Origin of the sequence: Microcoleus harperi Pol14_C6, from assembly GCF_036701295.1 — a bacterium.
GTDB lineage: Bacteria > Cyanobacteriota > Cyanobacteriia > Cyanobacteriales > Microcoleaceae > Microcoleus.
Window position 1 is genome coordinate 22,699 of record NZ_JAUBQN010000033.1, and the last position, 24,837, is coordinate 47,535.

Below are 24,837 nucleotides of genomic sequence, written 5' to 3' on the forward strand. Positions count from 1 at the left end.
TAAAGGTTGATTCCATTCCCACGCAGCTTAACATTACTTTACCAAGGCGGGGCTCCCTCAAAAAGTAGACTTTCCCTTTATGCGTTGGTTTGGTAATCCAGGACGCACCGCTGGTAATCACGTGGGTTTTTTCGCCCGCTTATTTCTAGTCAGCCGACCCAAACCCTAAAAAACCCGGTTTCTAAGCTTCTGAGCGCGATCGGCAAGTGTTTCGGCAGAAATCCCCCCTCAGAAGCAAAAATTTATCAAGTGTTGTGGCAACTTATTAAAGAATGTTTACAACAACCCCAAAACCAAGTTGCCGCAGCTAAACTTAGAAATTTACAGTGGGCATTGACGCACTGTCAAAGTATTTTTGGACAAGTCGTAATAGCAATCTCGCGAGGCATCAAATGAATAACATCCAAAACTATCGCCTTAGATGTACGCTCACCTTTGGCGACATTTACGGTCAAATCATTGTTTGGCTGATAGTCATCTTCCTAAGTCTAGCGTCGGCACTCGCCTTGTGGAGTAGCGCCCGCCAAATCTACGCCTTGGCTACCGTCGGCTTGATTTTAGTGCTGTCTCTGCCCTTCTTGCTGTTTGCTTTCGTTACAACTCTGCTAAATAACATTGAAGTGCTTGCTGTAGAACCCGGTACGGAACCTCAACCTTCTGCAACGGGAAATCAGTCGCTTCAGAATCCTGCCGAAAGCGCCGGCTAGTCCAATTTGAAATTTTAACTTTTGATTTTCCATTCAAATCAAAAGTTAAAAAACTTCCTGCTCTTTTGGTAGGAAGTTTTTTTTGCGTCACCATAAGTTGAGCACAACACTCAAAATGATTAAAAAAAATGCTAGAACACGACGTAATCATTGTAGGCGGAGGTTTAGCAGGTTGCCGCGCCGCAGTAGAAATTGCTCGGACTGACCCGAATTTAAAGGTAGCTGTCGTCGCCAAAACTCACCCTATTCGATCGCACTCCGTCGCAGCCCAAGGTGGGATGGCCTCCAGCCTCCAAAATGTCGATCCCGAAGACAGTTGGAAAGCCCACGCCTTCGACACAGTAAAAGGTTCAGACTATTTAGCCGACCAAGACGCGGTAGAAATCCTCACCCGCGAAGCCCCCGGTGTAGTCATAGATTTAGAACACATGGGAGTCCTCTTCTCCCGCCTCCCAGACGGCAGAATTGCCCAGCGCGCTTTCGGCGGACATTCCCACCGCCGCACCTGCTACGCCGCCGACAAAACTGGTCACGCCATTCTCCACGAATTAGTCAACAATCTGCGCCGCTGCGGAGTTCACATCTATCAGGAGTGGTATGTCACGCGCCTGATTTTGGAAGAAGGCCAAGCCAAGGGGGTAGTTATGTACCGCCTTCTAGACGGTCAAATTGAGGTTGTCCGTGCTAAGGCGGTGATGTTTGCTACGGGGGGTTACGGCCGAGTTTACAATACCACGTCGAACGATTACGCCTCGACGGGAGACGGTTTGGCGATGACGGCTTTAGCTGGACTGCCGCTGGAAGATATGGAATTTGTGCAGTTTCACCCGACTGGTTTGTATCCCGTGGGAGTGTTGATTTCGGAGGCTGTGCGGGGCGAAGGCGCTTATTTGATTAATTCAGAGGGCGATCGATTTATGGCCAATTATGCCCCGTCGCGGATGGAATTAGCGCCCAGAGATATTACCTCACGGTCAATTTCCATAGAAATCCGCGCCGGCCGAGGAATTAATGTTGATGGTAGTGCAGGCGGCCCCTTTATCTATCTCGATTTGCGGCACATGGGACGCGAAAAAATCATGAGCAAAATTCCTTTTGCTTGGGAAGAAGCCCACCGTTTGTTAGGAATTGATGCCGTAAATCAGCCGATGCCCGTCCGCCCTACCGTTCACTATTCAATGGGGGGAATTCCTACTAATGTTAGCGGGCAAGTTCGCAGCAGTCCTGACAGTTTGGTAGACGGTTTCTTTGCAGCCGGCGAAGCAGCTTGCGTGTCAGTTCACGGCGCGAACCGTTTGGGAAGTAATTCGCTGTTGGAATGCGTCGTTTACGGCAAAGTTACTGGCGCAACTATAGCACAATTCGTACAAAATCGCAAGTTACCTGCCGTAGACGAACAGCGTTATATTACGGAAGCAAAAGAGCAAATTCAGGCACTTTTAGAACGTCCGGGAAAATACCGCATCAATCAAATCCGGCAGCAGTATCAAGATACTATGACTGAGTATTGTGGCGTATTTCGTAGCGCCGAATTGATGCAGGAAGGTTTAAAGAAATTGGAGGATTTAGAGCGACAATATGAGGAAGTTTACTTAGACGATAAAGGCAAGTTGTGGAATACGGAAATTGTGGAAGCTTTGGAGTTGCGGAGTTTGATAATTGTCGGTAAAATGATTTTAACTTCGGCTTTGAATCGGCAGGAAAGTCGGGGAGCTCATTCGCGGGAAGATTTTACTGAGCGCGATGACGGGAATTTCTTGAAGCATACAATGGCGTATTATTCGCCTGCAGGAATTGATTTGGCTTATATGCCGGTGGCGATTACGATGTTTGAGCCGCAGGAGAGGAAGTATTAAATTGTACGGTGGGCGATGCCAGCCCTGTTAAGGTTGTGTAGAAATCCCTCAAACGTTTGAAATTGCGTAGCTGGCGATCGTTAAATCTGATTCTTTTAAAAGGCGATCGGTAATAAACCAGGTTTATTGCCGATCGCCACAGCCTAGAAAGACGGAAATCAGTCGATCCCATATTGTCCGTCAGGATGCGGCTCCTGCAAAATTTGCCCGATCGAATCAGTTAAAATTAAACTTTGCGGATGCTCCTGAAAATTTTTCACAAAAGTACCGTCGGAGTCTGGTAATTGAGTGTGGTCTGGAAAAGCAGGAGGTAGAACAACGCGGTCAACGCTATTGGGTCATAATTCCCTCCGAGGTCTCACCTAATTGATAATTAGTAATTGGTAATCGGTAACAGGACGCTGGGCACGAGGGTTTAGAAACCCGGTTTCGACCTGTATCTGTTGTCGTTCAACCAAGATTTATCGTAGAAACCGGGTTCCTTTTCCTAAGTCCTGCGTAATTAAGAAAAACGCGAGTAGTTTTGAGTTTAAATTATTAAGTTTTTAACTCAAAACCGCGAAGCGTTGCGAGAAACGAAGCAATCTTTAAACTCAAAACTCTTTCACTTAAAACTTTCCTTAAGGTTTCGGTAGCGCACCTTCAGGAGTAGGAGAAGCAGCCGGTTCGGGAGTCGTCGTAGCCGCAGGAGAAGGCGAAGGAGTGCCACTAGCTAACTGATTAATTTGGTCTTTATAGTTAGGAGGAGCTAACTCAGTAGCTCGATCGAACAGCGTTTTTGCTTCATCATTTTTGCCCTGTTCCTTCAGCACGATCGCCTTTCCTAAAGTCGGGCGAAAATCTTTTGGATTAGCCTTAGCAGATTCGTCATAAATTGCGATCGCCTCCTCGTAGCGCTTCTGCACAGCATAAACCTGTCCCAAAATCAACTGCACTGAAGTTACATCAACACTTTCCGGTTTCGCCAGATTTGCAGCCGGAGCAGCCTTCAGCGTATCTTGCAGCAGTCCGATCGCAGCTTCGGGCCGCTGCTGTACCAGCAGCAAATTCACCAACCCCTGCAAAGCCTTAATTTCCCCAGGCTTAGACGCTAAAATTGACCTGTAAGCTTGAGCAGCCCCTTCGCGATCGCCCGTGCGTTCCTTAGCCTGAGCCAGCAAAATTCCGTATTCAGTAGTCTCGGGATTCAGCGAAGCCAACTTTTCCAAAGGACCGATGGCATCCTTAATGTCGCCCACTCCTTGTCCGATCAACTCCAGCCGGACCTGCAACAATCCCCGCAAAGCCGTTACGTTGTCAGGTTCCCGCTGCAAAACCAATTCGTATCCCCTAGCCTGAGCTTGCAGCAACTCTGATTGCTTCTCCCCAGACTGGGCCGTCTGAGTAGGCGTTGGAGTTGACGTACTTTGCACTTGGCTGGCCTTGAGAATACTGTCCAAAATGGGAACCAGAGAAAATCCCAAAAAAGCGATGAGCGACAGCACCACCACCACAGTAATCAACCCACGACGCTTATTTGCTTTTTCCATAATTCAACTATCCCAGCTTAAAATCTACTATTTTCTAAGAATTAACCCATCGCCCGGGGGCGTCTGCCATTTAACTAGATCCATGCAACCATAAAAGTTCTTAACTTCAAAGTCCGAACGGACAAAGCAGCCTTTTACTTGCAGCTAATATGGTAACAGACCCATAACTCCATGCTAGCTAAACAATTTTGGACACTCAGACCCGCAGCTCCAAGGACTGCGGTGTCTGTCCAATTTAGTCTGGTCAAGCTAAAAATTACCGAAAATATGGCGGATCAGGCCGTTAGGTAATTGGATTAAGTAAAATAGGCAAGCTGAATATCCTAAATGCTATTAGCCAGCAACTCCAGCTCAGCGCGATCGGCGATCTATCGGTCAGCAACTCCTAAAGTCCTTGCTCGCAAGGATTTTAGCAGCCAGCGAACCGATCGGCACTCGTAGCGTTGAAAGTTGGCGTTGACGGGTCACAACCAGACCTCCGGGCGCAAGCCCCAAGTCAGGTGCTAGTAGTGTTTAAAGCAGTTTCTTCAGTTTATTCCTAATTTCCCTTAAGGGATGTGTCTCCGCTGCAAGGAGTTTTTATGAACCCCTCTCCCAACCGGTCTTCCAAATCGTCCAAATCTACTTCAACTCGCAAGGCTCAGCCCAGCGAACTGGCCGTCAATCCACCTAAAGATACAGATTCCATTCCTGAGACACCAGACGAAAGTTCGGTGCCTTCGGCGTTGGCTGCACCTGTTGACCAAAATCAACCGGCAACGCCAACAGACGCCCCAGCGTCCAAGGATAGGCTGCAACGACCACGCTACAGTTCTGCCCTCGACAAGGACAAAACAAACCCACAAGACCAGCCCAGCAATGCTCCTGCTCCCCCGGCGTCTGCTGCGTCTTCGACACCTGTCACCGATACTCCAGCCGTAGCAGTCGCACCGCCGGCAAGCGCCGAGCCTGCCGCTAACGAAAGTCAGGCCGCTGAGGACATACCCTCCGTCATGCGCCAACATCCCATTCCCCCCCCCAGCGAACCCAGACAGTACCGAGCTGTTGGTTTGGTGCGGGGTCGCTACACGCCATCAGAAGAGCAATTCACTCGGGGTATGCTGATAGCTGCCGACGGAACTGCCATCGACGCAGTTTTGCTGGGTAGAGTCATGAGTTTAGTCAAAAATCACCTGGAGCTGGAACAAGAACACTTGTGGGTGGTCTATCCCCGCACCAGGCAAGAAGACGGCAACTTGCACGCCCAGATTATGGGAGTTTGGGAGCCGGAAACGCTCAAGAAACCTCCCGAACCGTCCTCTGATGAGGAAAATCAGGAAGCAGCGGAGATTGAGGCTAGCGGCGAAGCATCGACCGCATCTTTGCCTCCCTCGGAACCTGATGTTGAAGATGGCTATTTTTCGATTAGAGGTGAGGTGATTTATCAATCCCAAGACCAAGAAAAGTATGTCATCGTCAAAATCAAGCAAGCTCCCCGCAAGAATGACGACAAGATGAAGTTTTTTAAGCTAAAACTCAAGGGAGATTTAGCAACAAAGGCGATCGGGTTTTTTTGGGATTTTCACGTCAAATTGAAAGCTGACAGTCTGATGATTGAGCAGGCTAATAATATTGGGGCGCTGCCGATTAAAAAGCGGAAATTCCCCCCTGGCAGCAAGCCGCCCGGTGGCTTCAAAGGAGGAGGGAAGCGTCCGTTTACTCCTAGGCCCAGCGGTGACGGTACTCCTGTAGGGCGTCCTACCATCAAGTCCGCAGCAGCAACACCATCGCCTGTCCCGAAGGAACCTCTTCCTAAGCCCGTTAAGAAGCCTAAGCCGATCGAGGAATAAAAAATAGTCAAAGTAAAAATGCAAGATTAAAGGTTGTTTTAACCTTTAATCTTGCATTTTTACTTTAGTTGCTTATGGTACTTCTGTACATAAGCGAGTAGGCTCTGCGCTAGCACCTCGCCAATTTGGACAGGAACAGCGTTTCCGATTAAACGACCCAGTTTGCTGAAAGAGACACGCTCGCCAGGAGTTAGGAAGCGGTAGTTTTTGGGAAAAGTCTGAAGGATAGTGGCCTCTCTTAGAGAGATTGTACGAGCCTGTTCCGGATGTCCTAACCGACCATTTCCGTAGCCAAAGCATTGGGTTGTGCTCGTGGGAGCCGGGGCGTCCTACTTCATACGACCATACACGCTAGCATTAGGACTTACGCATTGACAAAAAACATTATCTATGAATTCTATATCGTGCCATCACTGCTAAGGGTCGCCAAAATCTGCTCGCGGACAACTAAAGTGAACAAATTCCTTTGGACTTCATACCAATTGCTAATTATCTTTTTATAGCGCATTAACTCCAATTTGATAAATGCGTGAAGTGAGCAAAATATGTGAGTCTCGATCGCATGGGTGTCTCTCACCATGAACCGACAAATTTTACCTACTTGTTTGAGCGCTCTATGAAAGGTTTCAATTCCCTAATGAACATCGTGAATTGCGATCAAATCACTTCGACTTGTCTCTTTAAGCTTGGACTGCTCTGGCAGATATAAAATATAACGTCTAGAGTCTTATTTTTGAAAGTCTTTTCTCAACAACTTTATAAATCTAAATTATTTGATATGAGTCACTAATCCTTCATCGGCCATCTCTCAAGTGCTTAGTTGGCAATACTTTCGAGGCTCATATCAAAAAAATTTTGTCAGAAATAAAAAAACAGTTTCTGGTTTTTGAGAAACTTTAAGTTTTCTACTCCTGAATACGAACTCTCTCCCTTTGCTCTTCTTGCTTTAACTCCCAATTATCTTTTTTTACTCACCATTTTTCTAAAATAATCGTTTTTGGTTTGGCCGTCTATTTTATCGTCAATTATGTAATTGGGTGGCAATTAATTACCATAAATATCTCTATAATATAGCGTGATTAAGTTCAATCCAATGATCGGCTTCTGGTATTTACCTCATCAAAACTACCTAATTGATGCCGTATGTTTTGGTTCAAAATATAGCTTTTAGATAACTATATTGTCAACACTTAATATAACTCATTCTAAGTGTATAATTTTTTCTGGCATCTAGAATAAATCTTTCGGTTCATATCTCTCTCTAAGCAAAAAGCGATTAATACTATCATGGGAAACGTCTCCCAATATCTCTGCTAAGCTACTGCACGCCGCCAACTTTGGTTCTGAGAGTAAAAATAAGGTGTAAATGTCCGGAGTTGCATTGCGCTGTCGAGTTTTTAGTTATTTTTCTAATTGTCAAATACCCGTTAGTAGGCGTTCCCTCTTTATCAATTCACTATTTTATTATTTTGTCAATGCGTAAGTCCTAATAGCACAGCAACGGGGAAGATGAAGGTTGGTACCTCTTAAGTAATTTAGGGAATGTGAAGAGAGCGATCGCTACTTTTAAATGTCGTAGTGGGATTGAAGCGCTGTTTAAGGACTGCAAGACAGGCGGTTATAATAAGCGAGAAGAGTCACGGCAACGATCGGCGTTTAAAAAATTTAATTTTAATTATTGCCATTGCCTAAATTTGTCCTGTGATCCAAGGTCAAAAACATAAGCTGGGAAGAGTTCATAAGTATATTAGTATATTGGTCGGTGGAATGAGTGCAGGCGATCGGAACGCCGTCATAGTAGCTTTTGGATTGGTTCATTGGCGTCAATCTTGGGTGATTGGAATGGAGTTTTGTCAAGAAATAGTTGCTGAATTAATGAGAGCTAGACCTAACAAACTGCCATTTTTTCAGAGGGGTTTGAGGGCTATGTCCTTGATTCAATCGGGGTTTTGACGGGGTTGTCACCCTGTCAGGGTGCGAACAGCATAAAGATGCAGAGATTAGGTAAAAACAACCCAACTCTGCACCGTTGAAATCACTGGCGATCGTGCTTTTGGGATCGGCGGACAGTAGAAGTGTGCGGCTCTGGTTTTGTTAGCAACAATAAAATAGGTCGATCGCTCTTTTTATTCGAGGGCGCTGTTTTTCTTGGATGGCACTCTTTTTCTTGGAGGGCGATCCCCCTTCCTTGTCCCCATCAATATCCAAATCGCGATCGCGGAAACCATAAGACCGCGACGCTCTTTGGTTGAGATGAAAAGAATATTTTACTGTTAGTTCTTCCCAAAACCTTTGCCGCGATTGGTTGAAGGCATACAAAGACAGTTTTCGAGTTGCGATCGCAAAGTCTCGGTATCCAAACCCTGACCGATGAGAACAAGCTGGTTTTTCCGCTCGCCTTTCCACTGGTCGTCATCCATCGTAAATCGCTTGCCGCTCAAGTGGAAAATATGCCGTTTGGGACTTTCTTCAAACCACATAATCCCTTTCGCGCGAAACACGTTTGTTGGCAGTTGGTTGTCTAAGAAATATTGAAATTTTCTCAGAGAAAATGGCTTGTCGCTCTGGAAAGAAATTGAGGAAAATCCGTCATTTTCTAAATGGTGGGAGTGGTCGTGACTGTGATGGTCGTGATGTTCGTGACCGTGATGGTCGTGATGGTCGTGACTGTGATGGTCGTGACCGTGATGTTCGTGGTGGTCGTGATGTTCGTGACCGTGATGGTCGTGACTGCTAGGAGTTTCTTCAGATTGGAAATATTTGTCAGATTCAAACAATCCGATGCTGAGGACTAGCGGTAGGGGAACTTGCGATTTTACCGTTCGCAGAATTCGAGCACCTTCCTTGACATCCCGAATCTTAACTTCTAACAAATCTAAATCTGCTTCCTCAACCAAATCTGTTTTGTTGAGGATAATTATATCGCCGTAAGCTATTTGACTGTAAGCTGCTTGAGAGTTGAACAAATCTAAGCTGTAGTTGGCTGCGTCTACTACTGTCACTATCGAATCGAGACGAGTCAGATCGCGCAGTTCTGTGCCTAAAAAAGTCATTGCTACTGGCAGCGGGTCGGCGAGTCCGGTTGTTTCGACTACCAAATAATCGAGATTTTCTTGACGTTCTAAAACTTTGTAAACTGCATTAACTAAATCTTCATTAATTGTGCAGCAGATGCAGCCGTTGTTCAGCTCAACCATGTTGTCGTCGGTGGTGACAATCAGTTCGTTGTCGATACCGATTTCGCCAAATTCATTTACCAAAACTGCTGTTTTCAAACCTTGCTGGTTGGTCAGGATATGGTTGAGCAGGGTAGTTTTGCCGCTGCCGAGAAATCCTGTAATGATTGTAACGGGCAATCCGTGTTTGGGAGCGTCCATCGCCTGTTCTGTCTCCGACTGAGTTGTAGATTGCATAGCTTGACTGTCAAATAATGTCGATCGCATTTTCTTTGTGGTTCTTATTGTATCTTAATTAGGACAAGGCCTCGTAAACCCAGTTTCTCGAATAAATGTTGGGTTCGGTGGCATGGTATCTACGCATCAACCGGCAATCAGCCTGAGAGTGCAAAATAAGTGCGCCGCTAATTATCGGCAATTGCTAACGCGCTCGATCGCACTTTTTTATTTTTTTGATATTTTTTTTGTTCGGAGTACCTGTGGCTGTTTCCCTGCAACTAATTTTCCCGGTAAATTCAGCAGCGACAAATTGGGGATATACTCAAGCTGAGTTGGCTCGGTCAATTCCGGCTACTCTATAGCAATCTTCGCATCATTTGTAAATTTCTTACTCCCTCAGAGCGGGTTGGGGGGGTAAAAAAATTACAAATGATGCAAGGATTGCTATATAATATCGCTCTTTTATCACTCTAAACCCAGTAAAATACGCAATCAGGGTTCAGTTGACAGTTGACAGTTGACCGCTTTATAGCGACATCTACCTGAAAGTCCGAGGATTGGAGTAATGAATAGTCGGATTTTAATTTCTCCCGCTCATGCTTGGGGCTTTAAACCAATTCTTTCTGGTAAAAGTCCTTTGAGCAATAGGACTGGGAAAGAAATTCATCAAAGAAATCAGCCTAGGAAATCCCAAAGATAATTGCGGAATTAGAAATATCTTCAACCAGCGTTGGAGGAGTTTGAAGTAGATAAATGGTTGGCTAATTAAGCGGAGATTATTGAGGAATTTTTTCTTGCCCTTGGACACATCCCTATTTGGAGCATTTTAGGCTATTAGACTCCTCTGAGAGTGACACAAGAGCGATAGTTGTTAACAGGGGTGTTGGCAAAAGAGGTCGGAGCGGGGGCATCACAGTTAATTCTTTTGCTCCAGAACCTACAAATACTCACTTGTTGCTAGAGGCTAAAGTAGTTCAATACCTTAACCACTATAATTAAGGTATCTCTAACTGTGGTATCTGTCCATGCCCCAGCCCGATGTATTTATTACGTTTGGCGTCACTCAAGAATAAAAATAATTATTAAAGAAAATTGCGAGTCCTAAGTGGGCAATCAAACCAGTTGTGCTAAGAACTTTGATTAGGGGACTGAGGCGTAAACTTAAAAGGACTGACCCTAAAGGGTCAGCCGATTCCTCCCACGACTAGAAGCCCTGGGCTTTCTATGGGATTTTCTATAAGCGGTAGTCTTCGATTGTAATCGGGTTGAGAGGTTTTTGGTGGAGTGCGATCGCCTTTAAATTTGAGCCAGAACGATCGCCCGATCTACTAAAAAAACAGTCGGCTAAAAGATCCGAGCTGATCGCCGCCTCCCAGCCACTCCACCAACCAACGCCACATCAAGCAACTTAGTCCTTGTTGCTCTCGGTGAACAAGAGAAAACGACTCGCAACTTGCTGATGCGATTGGTTGTTAGAGGTACGACATTAATTGCTAGTGTCGATGCGTATTTCAGCTACCAAGTGGTGGGGAACTTGACGCTAGAAAACTTGAACCCCAATGCTGGTTTAGAAATCTAACCCGAGCCGATATTTTCCCTGTTTATTGCAGATAAAATCTGGTGGCTCTAAACCTTGTTTGGGAACTCTCAGCCCTGTACCCTATCTTTACTGTTTTGAAAGCTATGCTGTCAAAGTCCACAATTGTTGTTGCTAAAGGCTTTAGTAAGGTTCCCCTGCGAACAGGTCTGGTTGTTCCATTCATCCTGCAAATCTTCGCGGCCGTAGGATTAACAGGGTATCTGTCGCTGCGAAATGGACAAAAAGCAGTGAATGAACTAGCTACTAACTTGCAAACCGAGGTGAGTAACCGTGTGGATCAGCACCTCGACAGCTATGCCGCTGCAACCCGCTATTTGACCCAAATCAACGGCGAGCAAATTGACTTGGGATTGTTGAACTTACAGGATGCCGATCGCCTAGCTCAATTCTTTGCCAAGCAGGTAAAAACGTATAACGTTGGCTATATCCTCTACGGCTCTAAAACGGGCGACTTTATCGCATCGGGATATTACCGCGAGTCAACCATTCCGAACCACGGCAATCCTGACATTAGCCTGGTGCTACCGAAGCGGTACGGCAATCCTGATTTGTACAACTACATTACGAATGACCAAAGCAAGCCAACTAAAATGTTTGAAATCACCAAAGCGTATCAGTTCCAGAAAGAAGGCTGGTACGCCAAAGGTGTCGAGACGGGCAAACCAGGATGGAGCGCGATCTATCAATGGGAGACTAATAACTACCCGTTGTCGATCGCCACAAGTCGCCCCATCTATGATAAAAATGGTCAGTTGATCGGCAGCGTGGGGGTCGAGCAGCGCCTTTCGCAAATTAGTGACTTTTTACGTGAAATTAAGGTTAGTCAATCCAGCAAGGTATTCATTCTGGAGCGCAACGGATTAATCGTTGCCAGCTCTAGCGATGCGCCGGTGTTTTCAGTGACCAACGGCAAACCTCAGCGGCTGCGCGGCTTTGAGAGTAAGGACGCCCTAATTCAAGCCACGTCCAAGTATCTCGGCGATCGCTTCGGCGATCTGAAAACCATTCAAACCATCCAGCGCCTAGACTTTGAGATCCAGGGTGAGCGGGAGTTTCTTCAAGTAACTCCCTGGCAGGACGAATGGGGATTGGACTGGCTCGTAGTCGTCGCCATGCCGGAATCAGATTTCATGGGACGAATCAATGCCAATACAGTCAACACGATTTGGCTGTGTTTAGGCGCATTAGGACTGGCAACCGTTTTGGGTATCTACACCTCGCGCTGGATTGCTCGACCCATTTTGCTGCTCAGTCACGCATCGGAAGCGATCGCCGAAGGAAAACTCGACCAAAACGTCGAAACCTCTGGCGTTAAAGAACTGGGTGTACTTGCTCAATCCTTTAACCGAATGGCGCAGCAGTTGCGCGATTCCTTCACCGCCCTAGAGCAAACTAACCAGCAGCTTGAACAGCGAGTTGAAAAACGCACCGCCGAACTCAAGTATGCAAAGGAAGCTGCAGACACTGCCAACAAAGCAAAAAGCGAATTTCTCGCCAACATGAGCCACGAACTTCGCACTCCTCTCAACGGTATTTTGGGCTATGCTCAAATCCTCAACCGCAGCAGCGCATTGCCAGCGAAAGAACGTCATGGGGTAGAAATCATTCACCAGTGTGGTTCTCATTTGCTGACGCTGATTAACGATGTGTTGGACTTGTCCAAAATTGAAGCCGGCAAATTAGAACTCACACCTAAAGGGATTCACTTTCCCTCATTCCTCCAAGGTGTCGCTGAAATCTGCGGCGTTCGTGCCGACCAAAAAGGCATTAACTTCGTTTACCAGCCCGATCTGCAGTTGCCTGAAGGGATTTTTGCCGATGAAAAACGGTTGCGTCAGGTGTTACTCAACTTGGTGGGAAATGCAATTAAATTCACCGATAAAGGTTGTGTCACGCTCAAGGTTGCCGTAGTTGAGAATCATCCCAATCCGTCCACTCACTCTTTCAAATTTCAAGTTGAGGATACGGGCGTAGGAATTGCGCCCGATCATTTGGATAAAATTTTTCAGGCTTTTGAACAAGTGGGCGATCGCCAGCGCCAAGTCGAGGGTACGGGTTTAGGACTCGCGATCAGCCAAAGGATTGTCCAACTTATGAACGGAAAAATCCAAGTTAAAAGCCAACCCGGAGTCGGTAGTGAGTTCTTTTTTGAGGTGGAAATGGCGATCGCCACCGATTGGGTCGAGCAAAACTCCCTCACAACTGGAAAACAAATTATTGGTTACGAAGGACAACGACGCAGCATTCTTGTTATAGACGATCGTTGGGAAAACCGAGCCGTTCTCGTCAACTTGTTATATCCACTAGGATTCCAGCTTACTGAGGCCGAAAATGGACAAGAAGGATTGGAAAAAATACGACAGTCTCAACCTGACTTAGTGATTACAGACTTGGCAATGCCAGTCATGGATGGCTTTGAACTGCTCAAACAGGTTCGCAGTGCAAATGATTTGCAACACCAGAAGATCCTTGTCTCTTCTGCATCAGTATCGCAAGCCTATCAACAGATGAGTTTAGATGCAGGGGGAAATGATTTCCTGGCCAAGCCAGTGGAAGTCAGTGAATTATTTAACCTCTTAGCCACTCATTTGGAATTAAAGTGGAAATATGAAATGACAGCCTCAAACGACTCTGGGCCATCCACTCTAACGACTGCATTAGATAAGCCTGAAAGGATTATTCCTTCGACTTTAGAGTTAAGGGCGTTACTACAACTGGCACAGCAAGGCAACTTAAAACGGCTACGAGAACACACAGAGCATCTTGCTCACTCTAACCCTCGCTACGCTGATTTTGCGTCACAAATTATTCCGCTTGCCAAGCAATTTAAAGACGAAGAAATTGAAGAGTTGCTACAACAACACCTCACTGAGAAAAAAGCCGATGTCTAGTCCTGAATTAATTCTGGTGGTGGATGATACCCCTGCAAACTTAGAAGTGGTTTGTGAAACCTTAAGTGATGCGGGATATGAAGTAGCAACCGCAATCAACGGCGATCGCGCTCTTAAGCGAGTCCAAGTTTATCCTCCCGATCTGATCTTGCTCGATGTTCAAATGCCAGGAATTGACGGCTTTGAAACCTGCCAACGTCTGAAGGCAGATCCCAGGACAGCCAGCATTCCGATCATTTTTATGACCGCTGTCTCCGATGCCGATAGTAAGGAGAAAGGATTTGACTTGGGTGCTGTGGACTACATCACCAAACCCTTTCAAGAAAAGGAGATGCTAGCACGGGTGAAAACTCATTTGCAGCTACGGCAGTTAACGAAAAATCTCGAACAGCGTGTAGCTGAGCAAACGGCTGATTTAGAAGCAGCCTTCACACAACTGCAACAGTCTCAGTGTCACTTAGTCCACACCGAAAAGATGTCTGCTTTGGGCAATTTAGTGGCGGGTGTCGCGCACGAGATTAATAACCCGCTTGGTTTTATTGCGGGCAATCTGAATCCAGCTCAGGACTATATTAAAGACCTCTTTAAACTGATCGCTCTCTACCAAAAAGAACTCCCTTATCCAAGTACCACGCTTCAGGCATTTGTGGAGGAAATAGACTTGGAATACTTACAAGAGGATCTACCCAAGTTAATCGATTCGATGCAAGAAGGAGTCGATCGCATTCGCACAATTAGCACCAGTTTAAGAACCTTCTCGCGTTCGGATTGCGAACTCCCAATTACTTGCAATATCCACGACGGCATTGACAGCACGCTGTTGATTCTCAAGCATCGCCTCAAAGCCAACGAATGTCGCCCGGAAATTCAAGTCATCACAGACTATGGCGATCTGCCAGAGGTAGAATGCTTTGCCGGACAGTTGAATCAGGTATTTATGAATGTGCTGGCAAATGCGATCGATGCCCTTGAGGAATCAAATCAAGGACGCAGTTTTGCTCAGATCAAAGCCAAACCCAACCAGATTACTGTCAAAACCCAATTGTCGGAATCTCAGGTAGTGATCCGAATTCAGGATAATGGGATTGGGATGACGGATGCGGTGAAGCCAAAAATCTTTGAGCATCTGTTTACCACTAAAGGCGTGGGGCAAGGAACAGGCCTAGGATTGGCCATCGCTCATCAAATCGTAGTCCAGAAACACTCTGGAACTTTAGAAGTCAACTCAACTTTAGGTGAAGGTACAGAGTTTGTGATTTCAATTCCGCTGAAGGCGATCGCTGTAAAAGACGTTCAGGCAACGATCTGCTTTGACGCAGCATAACAAATCATTACAGCAGCAGCATAAAGATGATTGATATCGCCCCTTAAAACCATCCAAACTATTGATATAGTAGTACGCGGTGCAAAAAACGGTAAACCATGACAGCCACAAATCTCGTCAATAAGTTTGAGTACAAACCCCTATATAAACCAAATCAATTAATTTGCGGAACGGGGCAAACAGCCATTGTCAGCGGCTGGACAGTAAAAAGTGCGATCGGCAAAAAATTACAACCCAACGAATTTGCTGTCATCGGACAACTGTACTCTCCTACTCGCGGCATCAACTTCTTAATTAGAAACTTGCTGTGCAATCCCCACGTCCGCTTTTTAGTAATTCTCAACGCTACCAAAGAAGACCGCAATTCGGGTGCGGCAGCGTGTTTGATAGACTTTTTTCGCAACGGCTTTGAAGCAGGCAAAAGCGATACTGGTAGAGATTGCTGGCTAATTAAATCTTCAATATTTGGCTACATTGATATTGAAATAGCAGCAGAAGCCTTAGAACTATTGCGTCATTCAATAGAATGGAAAGCAGCCAAAAACATAGCAGAAACAGTGACTATTGTCAAGTCTTTTGCCCAAAAAGAATCTGTTGAACCTTGGGGAGAATCCGTAACTTTTCCCTTAGTCGAAATCGTCCCGACTGTACTCCCAGGTCAGAAATACGGACACAGAATCGAAGGCAAAACTATCGCCGAAACTTGGGTAAAAATTATCCACCGAATTAAGACCACTGGCACCTTGCGGCCGACTGGTTACGACGGACAGTGGCAAGAATTAATCGACTTAATGGCAGTGATTACAGATGAACCTGCCGAGTTCTATTTTCCCGAACCGAATTACTTACCAATCGACCGCGATTTCCTCGAACAGTACAAACCGCAAATGCTGGAAGATGCCCCGTATAACGAAGGCATTAAATATACCTACGCACAGCGGATGCGCTCGTGGTTTGGTCGCGATCAAATTGAAGAAGTTATTGCCAAACTAATTAAAGAAATTGACGCTGCAAGTGCTGTAATTAGTTTGTGGGATGCCGGTGGAAATATTAACAGAAGGTCTGACGGTTCCTCAGACCACCAGCACAGCGGAAGTCCTTGTTTAAATCACATTTGGGTGCGAGTTGTTGACGGTGAAATCTCCCTAACTGCAACTCTCCGCAGTAACGATATGTTTGCGGCTTGGCCGGCAAATGCAATGGGTTTGCGGGCTTTGCAGCAGCACATTCGAGATGAAATTGCGAGGCGTTCTGATTATAATTTGACGATGGGCCCGTTGGTAACGCTGAGTCAATCGGCTCACTTGTATGACGATACCTTTGAAAATGCCGATCGACTAATTCAAACCCAATATGCTAAAATCTGCGAAGAGCGAGACTTTTTCGACGCAGCGGGCAATTTTTTAGTTGAAGTAGCCGACAATCAAATAGTTGTCACGCAAACCACGCCCGGCAGCGGCCAAGTTGTCACCTGTTATTCTGGAAAAAACCCTCTCAAGTTAGTGCGAGAAATTTGTGCGGCTTCCCCCGCTATTAAAGGCGAGCATATTGGTTATTTGGGAATAGAATTGCAGAGGGCTGCCGAGTCTCTCAAAACGAGCAAGCAATACATCCAGGATAGACGATGAATCTAGAAGAAGAAAGACCGAATTGGGACGAATACTTCTTAATGTTAGCCAAATTAGCCGCTACTCGATCGACTTGTCTGGCTTTTCCTGTAGGCGCAGTGATAACTAAAAACAGGCAAGTTTTAGCAACGGGTTACAACGGTTCGCCGTCAGGTTCGGCACACTGTACTACTCAAGGCTTCTGCTATCCTGGTTTGAGTAGTTGCGACGCCAGCAAAACTTTGCCTTCAAGGGCGGTTCACGCGGAAGCAAATGCGATCGCCAAAGCTGCTAAACACGGTATATCTACTGCTGGGGCTAGTATTTACGTCACTTTAGAACCGTGCATCTATTGTTTGAAATTAGTCATTGCCGCTGGAATTAGAGAAGTGTTTTACGAAACGAGTTTTAACAGCGGAGAAAAAGCTGCTTTGAGAGATACTTTTATCAGTGAAGGTATTGTTGAGTTAAAACAAATTCAGCTATCTGAAGATACAGCAAAAAAGGCGGCTTTGTTTTTGTTGCATCCTACATCTGTGTCCAAAAATTTAGTAGAGGAGCAATCCTCCCCGTGGTTATGAAAGCCACAGGAAATAACAGTGCTGTGCTCCTATAAATGATTTTTATTTGCTGGCCATTTTTAGGGATACGGCAGTGCCGTATCCTAACTCCCGCGTGATACAAATGATATTTATTTTACGCTTTGTAAAGACACAGCACTGCCGTGTCCTTACAACAAACAGAGATGGCAATTAACCAAAAAACGGCCTTAACAATTGTGAATACTCTGTAGTTCAATCAATCAAACTCATTCACTGCTTGCAAATAGTCGATTGCCGCATCTATCCTCGAAGAATACTTAAAAGCAAACTGATCGAACCAATATCCCTCATCGGAATTCTTATCCAACTTTTTCAGCCAAACCTGAGCTTGCCTAACTTTCTGTCTCTGCGTTTGTACGTCCAACTGCGGCCCCGCGACTTTTTCTGCGGGTTGCGGTTGCAGTGAAGCGAACTCCTGAGCTTTATTTTGCGCTTCGTGATCAGCCTTAAGCGGTTGCAGTGCAGCCACTTCCTGAGCTGTATTTTGCGATTCGTACTCAGCCTTAATTTGAGCTAAATCCTTATCCAAAGGACTAGCATACAAATTTATATCTGATGTTTTAAATGTTGGATTTGACGGCGCTTGTGCTTGCGCCGGCGCCTGACTTTTCAACTCAGCAATTTTTTGAGATGCTTGATACTCTGCCTTAAGTTCACCTAACAGGCGCTCGATCGATTCCATAACTTAAACCCCCTAAAAAATGCTGCTGGGCTAACTGGCCTCAATATAATCACGGAAACTTCGCCCGCCTCCTTAATCAGTTATTGCATTCAGCAATACCTCTGTCAGGGTCATTCCTTCAATATCATCCATCGTGACAGTATCAACGATATCGAATTTAGCCCCAGCGCTTTGCAGTTCGTCATCCAATATCTTCAGAAACTTAGTAGCTTCGGGCGCATTCCCTACTTGAATGAAAGAAATCGCCAACTCTTCATCTCGATCGAGCTTCCGGGAAGCCTCTATAATCGTTTTCATCACTTCTTTGCGATCGTCCGGTTCCCCGTCCGTCACCACTAATATTGTTTCCCCATTTTGCTTGGTCTTACCGGATGCTTTGCGCTGAAAAAAATTGTTCAGAGCGTCTTGCAGAACAGCAGCTAAATTGGTAGTCCCCGAAGGTTCATTTTCTTGGAAAATTTGCACGACTTTAGCTGATGTTACGTTGTCGTAGCGCTTGAAGCGACCGGCAAACACATAAACTGTTATGCCATCAGGATCGAGTTCTTCGCATTTATTCGCCAATGCGATCGTCGATTCTTGCATGAGCGCCCACCGAGTTTTACCGCCCATCTGGTCTTTTGTGTACATACTGCCGCTTTTGTCAATAATGATGGTATAATCGCGGTTCTGAAGCATAAGATTTTTCCTGTTAATTAAGTTTTTCCCAAAAATATCAAAACCAGCGAGCAGAAGCTGTTGAGCTTTAGTTGCTCGCTGCGTTTTTTTAGTTGATTTGCGATCGCAAATACCGGAATTTAAGCTGCAACTAAAGCATCTTTAAGTGGCTTCCAGCTAAAAGCTCGATCGCCCCCCATCTCCACTGCTATTTTAACTCGCGGTTCTAACGTCGGCAAAACAGTCAAATACTCAATCTCCTGACTCGACAAAATTTGCCCTTCAATAATCCAGAGCACCAATCCTTTTGCTTTCGGTGGCAAATTGTCTAATTGAGTTTGCAAAATCGGCGGTACGTAGTACGTATAACCCACGGCCGCTTCGTTGCCAGTAGTTTTCTTGCCCAAATGCGGCGGCCGCACGCCGTGAACCCCCGTTAAATACATCGCCAAATCGCCCAAACCCCGCGCCGAAATCGTGTACCCACCGTAGCCCGCAGCCCTCAGCCTGCGGAGGTAGCGCCCCTCAAATCCTCCCTCTAAAGGAACGTACAGGGCCAGCGACCCCGACTTTTCCAAATCCCGAATCAGATCAGATCCCGTCGTAATCAGTCCCATAAATTTGTGTTTCCTGCTGTATCAAAATTTGGTCGATCGCTGCTTGCGAGCTGGAAATATTATAAATCCTAAAGTTGAGGCGAAAAATTCTCATCGCGGCCTTGACAAAGGGCAAACACTTCATGTACTATTGTGAATTGTCGCCGTAAAGGATACTGAGTAGTTTGCTGCTCAAGTCCTGGCACAAACAAGCAAGACCGAGACAAAACTCGGAGATAGAGTCGGTAAAAAGCCGCGAATCTCAACCCTTGCAAGACTTCCACAAGCTCGCTCCCAAATTTAAAACTCAAATTTTAAACACCGAGGAAGGCTGTTGGTTGATAACAGTTAATTGCAGGAACACTGAAATAAATGTTTCTGCACAAGAGCAAGCGGATTGACGTAACTTTCGCAATCCGAAACCTCTTGCGTAAATAAAAGGAAAAAAATCCGTGTCTGTAGGCATTCTTGGCACTAAACTAGGCATGACTCAAGTGTTTGACGACCAAGGGAGAGCAATCCCTGTCACCGTCATACAAGCAGGGCCTTGTACAGTAACTCAAATCAAAACAAAACAAACTGACGGCTACGGTGCCGTTCAAGTTGGATACAACGAAGTCAAACCAAAGGCTCTCAACAAGCCAGAACTAGGACACCTTGCCAAGTCGGGGGCGAATCCACTGCGCCACTTGCAGGAATACCGATTGGAAGACACCAGTTCATTTGAATTAGGTCAACAGCTAAAAGCAGATACCTTTACACCGGGACAAATAGTAGATGTCATCGGTACAAGCATCGGTAAAGGTTTTGCAGGTTTTCAAAAGCGCCACAACTTTAAACGAGGCCCGATGTCTCACGGTTCCAAGAACCACCGCGAACCTGGATCGATCGGACCTGGAACTACTCCGGGTCGCGTTTATCCCGGCAAAAGAATGGCAGGACGTATGGGCAACGTTCAAGTCACCGTCCGCAAACTAACAATTGTCCGGGTGGATACAGAGCAGAATTTGCTGCTAATTAAGGGAGCAGTTCCCGGCAAAGCTGGCGCCTTAGTCAATGTTGTGCCTGAGAAAAAAGTAGGACGTTAGTCAGTAGTCATTAGTCAGTAGTCAGCAGTCAGTAGATAGTAGTTGGCCGTTAGTAGCAAGCAATAACTAAGAACTAAGAGCTGAAAACTAAGAGCTGAAAACTAAGACCTGAGAACAGACAACAGACGACAGACAACTAACAACAGACAACTAACAACAGACAACTAACAACAGACAAAGGACAAAAGATATGGTTAATTGTGTAGTCCGAAATTGGCAAGGCGAAGAAGTTGGGGAAACAACTTTAGAACTGCGCGTAGCCAAAGAAGAAAATGCGTCTCACATCGTTCACAGAGCATTGACGCGGCAACTGAATAATGCCCGTCAAGGAAATGCTTGCACCAAAACTCGCTCGGAAGTTAGAGGCGGTGGCCGCAAACCCTGGCGTCAAAAAGGCACCGGCCGAGCCCGAGCAGGTTCAATCCGTTCTCCGCTGTGGCGGGGAGGCGGTGTCATCTTCGGACCAAAACCGAGAGACTTTGAAGTCAAAATGAACAAAAAGGAACGCCGTCTCGCTTTGCGGACAGCATTCCAAAGTCGCACCGAAGACATCATTGTAGTTGAAGAATTTGCAGAGCAATTTCCGAGACCGAAAAGCAAAGAATTGCTGAGTGCGATCGCCCGCTGGGGCATCGAACCCGATACAAAAGTTCTGTTAATCTTGCCAGAACCGCAACCAAATGTCTACTTATCAGGACGCAACATCGAATTAGTAAACGTCATCTTGGCAACTTCTTTGAATGTTTACGACGTTCTCGCGGCTGACAAAATTATCGTCACATCTACAGCCATAGCTAAAATTCAGGAGATTTACGGTGAGTAAAATCGACCCCCGCGACTACGCAGATTTGATCCAGCGTCCGATTCTCACCGAGAAAGCTACCCGAATGATGGAATTAAATCAATTCACATTCGACGTAGCCCCCAAAGCGACAAAGCCTCAAATCAAAGCTGCAATCGAAGAACTATTTAAGGTCAAAGTCATCGGCGTCAACACCCAAAACCCGCCGCGTAAAAAGCGTAGAGTTGGCAAATTCGTCGGCTTTAAACCTTGTTACAAGCGAGCAACCGTAACTCTGACCGACGGAGACTCGATCCGCAAACTCCTATTCCCAGAAGTTTAGCCAATTTTGGATTTTAGATTTTAGATTTTAGATTGCGGTTAACTGGTGAAAATACCAAACCCAGAAAGTTACCAAGTTAACTGATAATCCCAAATCTAAAATCCAAAACCGCCAAGTCCTTGCATCCCAAATCTAAAATCTAAAATCTAAAATCGATTATGGGCATCCGTTCTTACCGACCTTATACCTCCAGCACCCGAGAACAAACCGTCTCGGATTTTGCTGAAATTACCAAATCAGAACCAGAAAAGTCTCTAACCAGCAATAAGCACACCAAACAAGGCCGCAACAACCGAGGCGTCATTACCTGTCGCCACCGGGGAGGCGGTCACAAACGGCTTTATAGAGACATCGACTTCCGCCGCGACAAACACAGCATTCCCGCTACTGTCAAGGCGATCGAATATGACCCCAATCGCAACGCCCGCATCGCCCTCCTGTTCTACAAAGACGGCGAAAAACGGTACATCCTGCACCCGCTCAACTTAAACGTCGGTACAGTAATTGTCTCAGGCCCAGACGCGCCGATCGAAATCGGTAACGCCCTCCCCCTGAAGAACATTCCCCTGGGTACGAGCATCCACAACGTCGAGCTAGTACCCGGAAAAGGCGGACAAATCGTTCGCTCCGCCGGATCGAGCGCTCAGCTAATGGCAAAAGAAGGTAGCTACGTCACCCTCAAACTGCCATCCGGCGAACAGCGCAAAGTCCGCGCTGACTGCTACGCCACCATCGGTCAAGTCGGCAACACCGACGCCAGAAACATCAGCCTGGGTAAAGCCGGCCGCACCCGCTGGAAAGGTCGCAGACCCACCGTTCGCGGTAGCGTCATGAACCCGGTAGACCACCCGCACGGCGGTGGCGAAGGCAGAGCCCCCATCGGACGTCCGGGGCCTGTCACTCCTTGGGGTAAACCAGCATTGGGTGCAAAAACTCGACGCAAAAACAAGCGCAGCGACGCTTTAATTGTCCGGCGCCGCCGCAAATCTTCCAAGCGCGGCAAGGGCGGCAGACAAAGTTAAGGAAGAAGGAAGAAGGAAGAAGGAAGAAGGAAGGAGGAAGAAGGAACAACAAAAAAGTTTTCCGCGCTCTTTTATTCCTCCGACTTTCTTCCCAATTCAATTCCAACTGCTAATTATTAATTACCAAAATCATGTCTCGATCTCTAAAAAAAGGCCCTTTTGTCGCAGATAATCTGATGACAAAAATCGAAAAACTCAACGCCGCCGGCCAAAAACAAGTAATTAAAACTTGGTCGCGATCTTCTACAATCCTGCCCCAAATGGTAGGCCACACGATCGCCGTTCATAACGGCAGACAGCACGTACCCGTCTACCTGACCGACCAAATGGTAGGTCACAAACTCGGAGAATTTTCCCCCACTCGTACCTTCAGAGGTCACGCTAAAAGTGGTGATAAAAAGGCAAAAAGATAGCCCAATTAGGTGATAGGTAATAGGTAGTCGGACAAACTTTTTCCCAATTACCAATTACCTTTTTCCCAATTACCAATTACCAATTACCCAAATCGAAATGGTTATAGATACCACATCCGAAATTAAGGCGATCGCCCGTTACATCCGGACATCGCCCTTCAAAGTGCGCCGAGTCCTCGACCAAATTCGTGGCAAAAGCTACCAAGAAGCGCTGATTTTACTCGAATTCATGCCCTACCGCGCCTGCGAACCAATTGTCAAAGTTTTGCGATCGGCAGTAGCCAACGCCGAACACAACGCAGGATTGGATAAATCCAAGCTGGTAGTTTCTCAAGCTTACGCAGACCAAGGCCCAGTCCTCAAACGCTTTAGACCCCGCGCTCAAGGCCGCGCCTACCAAATCCGCAAGCCAACCTGTCACATTACCGTAGTAGTAGCTCCGCTCGTAGAAAACTAAACCAGGGAAAAACGTAATAGGTAATAAACAGCTTAAAGTTGAAAAAAATGGGTAATCACCAATTACCAATTACCAATTACCAATTACCAATTACCAATTAACTCATCAACTATTATGGGCCAAAAAATACATCCAATTGGTTTTCGCCTCGGCATTACCCAAGAGCACCGCTCTCGCTGGTTTGCCGATCCCAAAAACTATCCAGAACTCTTGCAAGAAGACTATAAAATTCGCAAGTACGTTCGTAAAACGCTCAGCAATGCTGGCATTTCCTCGGTCAAAATTGAGCGGAAAGCCGATCAAATCGACCTAGAAGTGTTCACCGCCAGACCGGGCGTTGTCGTAGGCCGCGGCGGAGCCGGGATCGAAACCTTGCGCGTCGGTTTGCAGCAACAACTCGGTAGCAACCGCCAAATCCGCATCAACGTCGTCGAAGTCCAGCGCGTAGATGCCGATGCCACACTGATTGCCGAATACATCGCTCAGCAACTAGAACGGCGCGTATCCTTCCGCCGAGTCGTCCGCCAAGCCATTACCCGCGCCCAAAAAGTCGGCATCCAAGGCATCAAAATTCAAGTCAGCGGACGCCTCAACGGCGCAGAAATCGCTCGTACCGAATGGACGCGGGAAGGAAGAGTCCCGTTGCACACCCTGCGGGCAGACATCGACTACTCCTACTGCACTGCTCAAACCATCTACGGTATTCTGGGCATTAAAGTTTGGGTTTTCAAAGGCGAAATTATTCCCGGACAGGAACAAGAGGCTGCACCAAATGCTGCAGTACCCCGTACAAAACAAAAGCGCCGCCGCCAGAACTTTGAAGATCGATCGAACGAAGGCTAACAGTCAATTGACAGTTGACAGTTGACAGTTGACAGCGAAGGGCGAGTAAGTTCGTGCTGTACGCTATACCGATTACCAATTACTGAATTCCCCAGCCATGTTAAGCCCTAAAAGAACAAAATTCCGCAAACAACAGCGCGGGCGAATGAGCGGTGTTTCCACCCGCGGCAATACAGTTAGCTTTGGCGACTTCGCCCTCCAAGCCGTCGAACCCGCTTGGATTACTTCCCGCCAAATAGAAGCCGGACGGCGCGCCATGACCCGCTATATCCGCCGGGGCGGAAAAATCTGGATTCGCATTTTTCCCGACAAACCAGTCACCCAGCGCGCAGCCGAAACCCGGATGGGTTCCGGTAAAGGTAATCCTGAGTTTTGGGTTGCCGTTGTCAAACCCGGTCGGGTAATGTTTGAAATTGGTGGTGTAGCCGAAGAAACTGCCCGCGAAGCAATGCGTTTGGCATCTTTCAAATTACCAATTAAAACCAAGTTCATCACTCGCGAAGAAGGCCAGTCATAGCGAAGAGTGAAGGTAGAATTAGGTCGGTATTAGTCAGTATTTTAAACGGCTACAGAAATTTAAAATCTGGCTTTCATAACTTTTCTTTCCTTCGACCT

At 46.5% G+C, this 24,837-nt stretch carries 20 protein-coding genes and 3 pseudogenes; 15 read left to right on the forward strand and 8 right to left on the reverse strand.

Going from position 1 to position 24,837, the window contains the following annotated elements:
- The first annotated feature begins 392 nt into the window (after positions 1–392).
- Both QUA27_RS20275 and QUA27_RS20280 read left to right on the forward strand, forming a co-directional pair.
- Positions 393–707, forward strand: coding sequence for a hypothetical protein (locus QUA27_RS20275; protein WP_333070018.1), 315 nt, complete (start codon positions 393–395; stop codon positions 705–707).
- Positions 708–835: 128 nt separating this feature from the next.
- Positions 836–2,563, forward strand: a complete 1,728-nt coding sequence (locus QUA27_RS20280; protein WP_333070019.1) for a succinate dehydrogenase/fumarate reductase flavoprotein subunit — start codon at positions 836–838, stop codon at positions 2,561–2,563.
- Between the two features lie 164 nt (positions 2,564–2,727).
- Here the strand turns inward: QUA27_RS20280 and QUA27_RS20285 are convergent.
- Both QUA27_RS20285 and QUA27_RS20290 read right to left on the reverse strand, forming a co-directional pair.
- Positions 2,728–2,880, reverse strand: a pseudogene (locus QUA27_RS20285) (Uma2 family endonuclease); the annotation flags it as partial.
- Positions 2,881–3,183: 303 nt separating this feature from the next.
- Positions 3,184–4,092, reverse strand: coding sequence for a tetratricopeptide repeat protein (locus QUA27_RS20290; RefSeq protein WP_333070020.1), 909 nt, complete (start codon positions 4,090–4,092; stop codon positions 3,184–3,186).
- Between the two features lie 581 nt (positions 4,093–4,673).
- On the opposite strand from QUA27_RS20290, the gene patR reads away from it, so the two are divergent.
- Positions 4,674–5,921, forward strand: coding sequence for a heterocyst master regulator PatR (gene patR / locus QUA27_RS20295; protein WP_333070022.1), 1,248 nt, complete (start codon positions 4,674–4,676; stop codon positions 5,919–5,921).
- A gap of 59 nt (positions 5,922–5,980) precedes the next feature.
- On the opposite strand, the pseudogene QUA27_RS27480 reads toward patR, so the two are convergent.
- The 3 genes and pseudogenes from QUA27_RS27480 to QUA27_RS20305 form a co-directional block, all read right to left on the reverse strand.
- Positions 5,981–6,208, reverse strand: a pseudogene (locus QUA27_RS27480) (DNA cytosine methyltransferase); the annotation flags it as partial.
- Positions 6,209–6,318: 110 nt separating this feature from the next.
- Positions 6,319–7,335 (reverse strand): annotated as a pseudogene (locus QUA27_RS20300) (IS701 family transposase).
- Positions 7,336–8,194: 859 nt separating this feature from the next.
- Positions 8,195–9,334, reverse strand: a complete 1,140-nt coding sequence (locus tag QUA27_RS20305; protein ID WP_333070051.1) for a CobW family GTP-binding protein — start codon at positions 9,332–9,334, stop codon at positions 8,195–8,197.
- A 1,665-nt stretch (positions 9,335–10,999) separates the two neighbouring features.
- On the opposite strand from QUA27_RS20305, the gene QUA27_RS20315 reads away from it, so the two are divergent.
- From QUA27_RS20315 to QUA27_RS20330, 4 genes are all read left to right on the forward strand, one after another.
- Positions 11,000–13,807 (forward strand): hybrid sensor histidine kinase/response regulator, encoded by a 2,808-nt coding sequence (locus QUA27_RS20315; RefSeq protein WP_333070023.1) that lies wholly within the window; start codon positions 11,000–11,002, stop codon positions 13,805–13,807.
- Positions 13,800–15,131, forward strand: coding sequence for a sensor histidine kinase (locus tag QUA27_RS20320; RefSeq protein WP_333070024.1), 1,332 nt, complete (start codon positions 13,800–13,802; stop codon positions 15,129–15,131). The genes QUA27_RS20315 and QUA27_RS20320 overlap by 8 nt, the downstream gene beginning before the upstream one ends.
- A 98-nt stretch (positions 15,132–15,229) precedes the next feature.
- Positions 15,230–16,759, forward strand: coding sequence for a thymidylate synthase (locus QUA27_RS20325; RefSeq protein ID WP_333070025.1), 1,530 nt, complete (start codon positions 15,230–15,232; stop codon positions 16,757–16,759).
- On the forward strand, positions 16,756–17,319 hold the full coding sequence (locus tag QUA27_RS20330) for a deoxycytidylate deaminase (RefSeq protein WP_333070026.1): 564 nt from the start codon (positions 16,756–16,758) through the stop codon (positions 17,317–17,319). Before QUA27_RS20325 ends, QUA27_RS20330 begins: the two co-directional genes overlap by 4 nt.
- A gap of 217 nt (positions 17,320–17,536) precedes the next feature.
- Here the strand turns inward: QUA27_RS20330 and QUA27_RS20335 are convergent, their stop codons facing one another.
- The 3 genes from QUA27_RS20335 to QUA27_RS20345 form a co-directional block, all read right to left on the reverse strand.
- Positions 17,537–18,022, reverse strand: coding sequence for a salt stress protein, Slr1339 family (locus tag QUA27_RS20335; RefSeq protein ID WP_333070027.1), 486 nt, complete (start codon positions 18,020–18,022; stop codon positions 17,537–17,539).
- Positions 18,023–18,094: 72 nt separating this feature from the next.
- Positions 18,095–18,700, reverse strand: coding sequence for a vWA domain-containing protein (locus QUA27_RS20340; RefSeq protein ID WP_333070028.1), 606 nt, complete (start codon positions 18,698–18,700; stop codon positions 18,095–18,097).
- Positions 18,701–18,819: 119 nt separating this feature from the next.
- Positions 18,820–19,296 (reverse strand): NAD(P)H-quinone oxidoreductase subunit N, encoded by a 477-nt coding sequence (locus QUA27_RS20345; protein ID WP_333070029.1) that lies wholly within the window; start codon positions 19,294–19,296, stop codon positions 18,820–18,822.
- Between the two features lie 431 nt (positions 19,297–19,727).
- Between QUA27_RS20345 and rplC the strand changes: the two genes are divergently transcribed.
- The 8 genes from rplC (at position 19,728) to rplP (ending at position 24,739) form a co-directional block, all read left to right on the forward strand.
- Positions 19,728–20,363, forward strand: coding sequence for a 50S ribosomal protein L3 (gene rplC, locus QUA27_RS20350; protein WP_190657996.1), 636 nt, complete (start codon positions 19,728–19,730; stop codon positions 20,361–20,363).
- Positions 20,364–20,553: 190 nt separating this feature from the next.
- A complete protein-coding gene (rplD, locus tag QUA27_RS20355; RefSeq protein ID WP_190657994.1) occupies positions 20,554–21,186 on the forward strand; it encodes a 50S ribosomal protein L4 in 633 nt (210 codons plus the stop codon).
- Complete coding sequence (locus tag QUA27_RS20360; protein WP_006634999.1) at positions 21,179–21,487, forward strand: 50S ribosomal protein L23; 309 nt, start codon at positions 21,179–21,181, stop codon at positions 21,485–21,487. Before rplD ends, QUA27_RS20360 begins: the two co-directional genes overlap by 8 nt.
- A 158-nt stretch (positions 21,488–21,645) precedes the next feature.
- The gene (rplB, locus tag QUA27_RS20365; protein WP_333039612.1) at positions 21,646–22,509 is read left to right on the forward strand and encodes a 50S ribosomal protein L2; all 864 of its coding nucleotides are present in this window, start codon (positions 21,646–21,648) and stop codon (positions 22,507–22,509) included.
- Between the two features lie 131 nt (positions 22,510–22,640).
- Entirely contained in the window at positions 22,641–22,922 is a 282-nt protein-coding gene (rpsS, locus tag QUA27_RS20370; protein WP_242719699.1) for a 30S ribosomal protein S19, read from the forward strand.
- 97 nt (positions 22,923–23,019) lie between these two features.
- A complete protein-coding gene (gene rplV, locus QUA27_RS20375) occupies positions 23,020–23,379 on the forward strand; it encodes a 50S ribosomal protein L22 (RefSeq protein ID WP_006634996.1) in 360 nt (119 codons plus the stop codon).
- 114 nt (positions 23,380–23,493) lie between these two features.
- Positions 23,494–24,222 (forward strand): 30S ribosomal protein S3, encoded by a 729-nt coding sequence (gene rpsC / locus QUA27_RS20380; RefSeq protein ID WP_006634995.1) that lies wholly within the window; start codon positions 23,494–23,496, stop codon positions 24,220–24,222.
- Between the two features lie 97 nt (positions 24,223–24,319).
- Positions 24,320–24,739 carry a 50S ribosomal protein L16 gene (rplP, locus tag QUA27_RS20385; RefSeq protein WP_333070030.1) on the forward strand — a complete coding sequence of 140 codons (420 nt, stop codon included), beginning with the start codon at positions 24,320–24,322 and terminating at the stop codon, positions 24,737–24,739.
- The last annotated feature ends 98 nt before the right edge of the window (positions 24,740–24,837 follow it).

What these genes read in the sequence shown, in the direction of transcription:
- QUA27_RS20320 (WP_333070024.1), top strand. Translation starts at nt 13,800, where the DNA reads ATGTCTAGTCCTGAATTAATTCTGGTGGTGGATGATACCCCTGCAAAC.
- QUA27_RS20330 (WP_333070026.1), top strand. Translation starts at nt 16,756, where the DNA reads ATGAATCTAGAAGAAGAAAGACCGAATTGGGACGAATACTTCTTAATG.
- rplB (WP_333039612.1), top strand. Translation starts at nt 21,646, where the DNA reads ATGGGCATCCGTTCTTACCGACCTTATACCTCCAGCACCCGAGAACAA.
- rpsS (WP_242719699.1), top strand. Translation starts at nt 22,641, where the DNA reads ATGTCTCGATCTCTAAAAAAAGGCCCTTTTGTCGCAGATAATCTGATG.
- QUA27_RS20280 (WP_333070019.1), top strand. Translation starts at nt 836, where the DNA reads ATGCTAGAACACGACGTAATCATTGTAGGCGGAGGTTTAGCAGGTTGC.
- QUA27_RS20305 (WP_333070051.1), bottom strand. Translation starts at nt 9,334, where the DNA reads ATGCAATCTACAACTCAGTCGGAGACAGAACAGGCGATGGACGCTCCC.
- QUA27_RS20340 (WP_333070028.1), bottom strand. Translation starts at nt 18,700, where the DNA reads ATGCTTCAGAACCGCGATTATACCATCATTATTGACAAAAGCGGCAGT.
- rplP (WP_333070030.1), top strand. Translation starts at nt 24,320, where the DNA reads ATGTTAAGCCCTAAAAGAACAAAATTCCGCAAACAACAGCGCGGGCGA.
- QUA27_RS20315 (WP_333070023.1), top strand. Translation starts at nt 11,000, where the DNA reads ATGCTGTCAAAGTCCACAATTGTTGTTGCTAAAGGCTTTAGTAAGGTT.
- rplV (WP_006634996.1), top strand. Translation starts at nt 23,020, where the DNA reads ATGGTTATAGATACCACATCCGAAATTAAGGCGATCGCCCGTTACATC.
- QUA27_RS20325 (WP_333070025.1), top strand. Translation starts at nt 15,230, where the DNA reads ATGACAGCCACAAATCTCGTCAATAAGTTTGAGTACAAACCCCTATAT.
- patR (WP_333070022.1), top strand. Translation starts at nt 4,674, where the DNA reads ATGAACCCCTCTCCCAACCGGTCTTCCAAATCGTCCAAATCTACTTCA.
- QUA27_RS20290 (WP_333070020.1), bottom strand. Translation starts at nt 4,092, where the DNA reads ATGGAAAAAGCAAATAAGCGTCGTGGGTTGATTACTGTGGTGGTGGTG.
- QUA27_RS20275 (WP_333070018.1), top strand. Translation starts at nt 393, where the DNA reads ATGAATAACATCCAAAACTATCGCCTTAGATGTACGCTCACCTTTGGC.
- rplD (WP_190657994.1), top strand. Translation starts at nt 20,554, where the DNA reads ATGGTTAATTGTGTAGTCCGAAATTGGCAAGGCGAAGAAGTTGGGGAA.
- QUA27_RS20345 (WP_333070029.1), bottom strand. Translation starts at nt 19,296, where the DNA reads ATGGGACTGATTACGACGGGATCTGATCTGATTCGGGATTTGGAAAAG.
- QUA27_RS20335 (WP_333070027.1), bottom strand. Translation starts at nt 18,022, where the DNA reads ATGGAATCGATCGAGCGCCTGTTAGGTGAACTTAAGGCAGAGTATCAA.
- rpsC (WP_006634995.1), top strand. Translation starts at nt 23,494, where the DNA reads ATGGGCCAAAAAATACATCCAATTGGTTTTCGCCTCGGCATTACCCAA.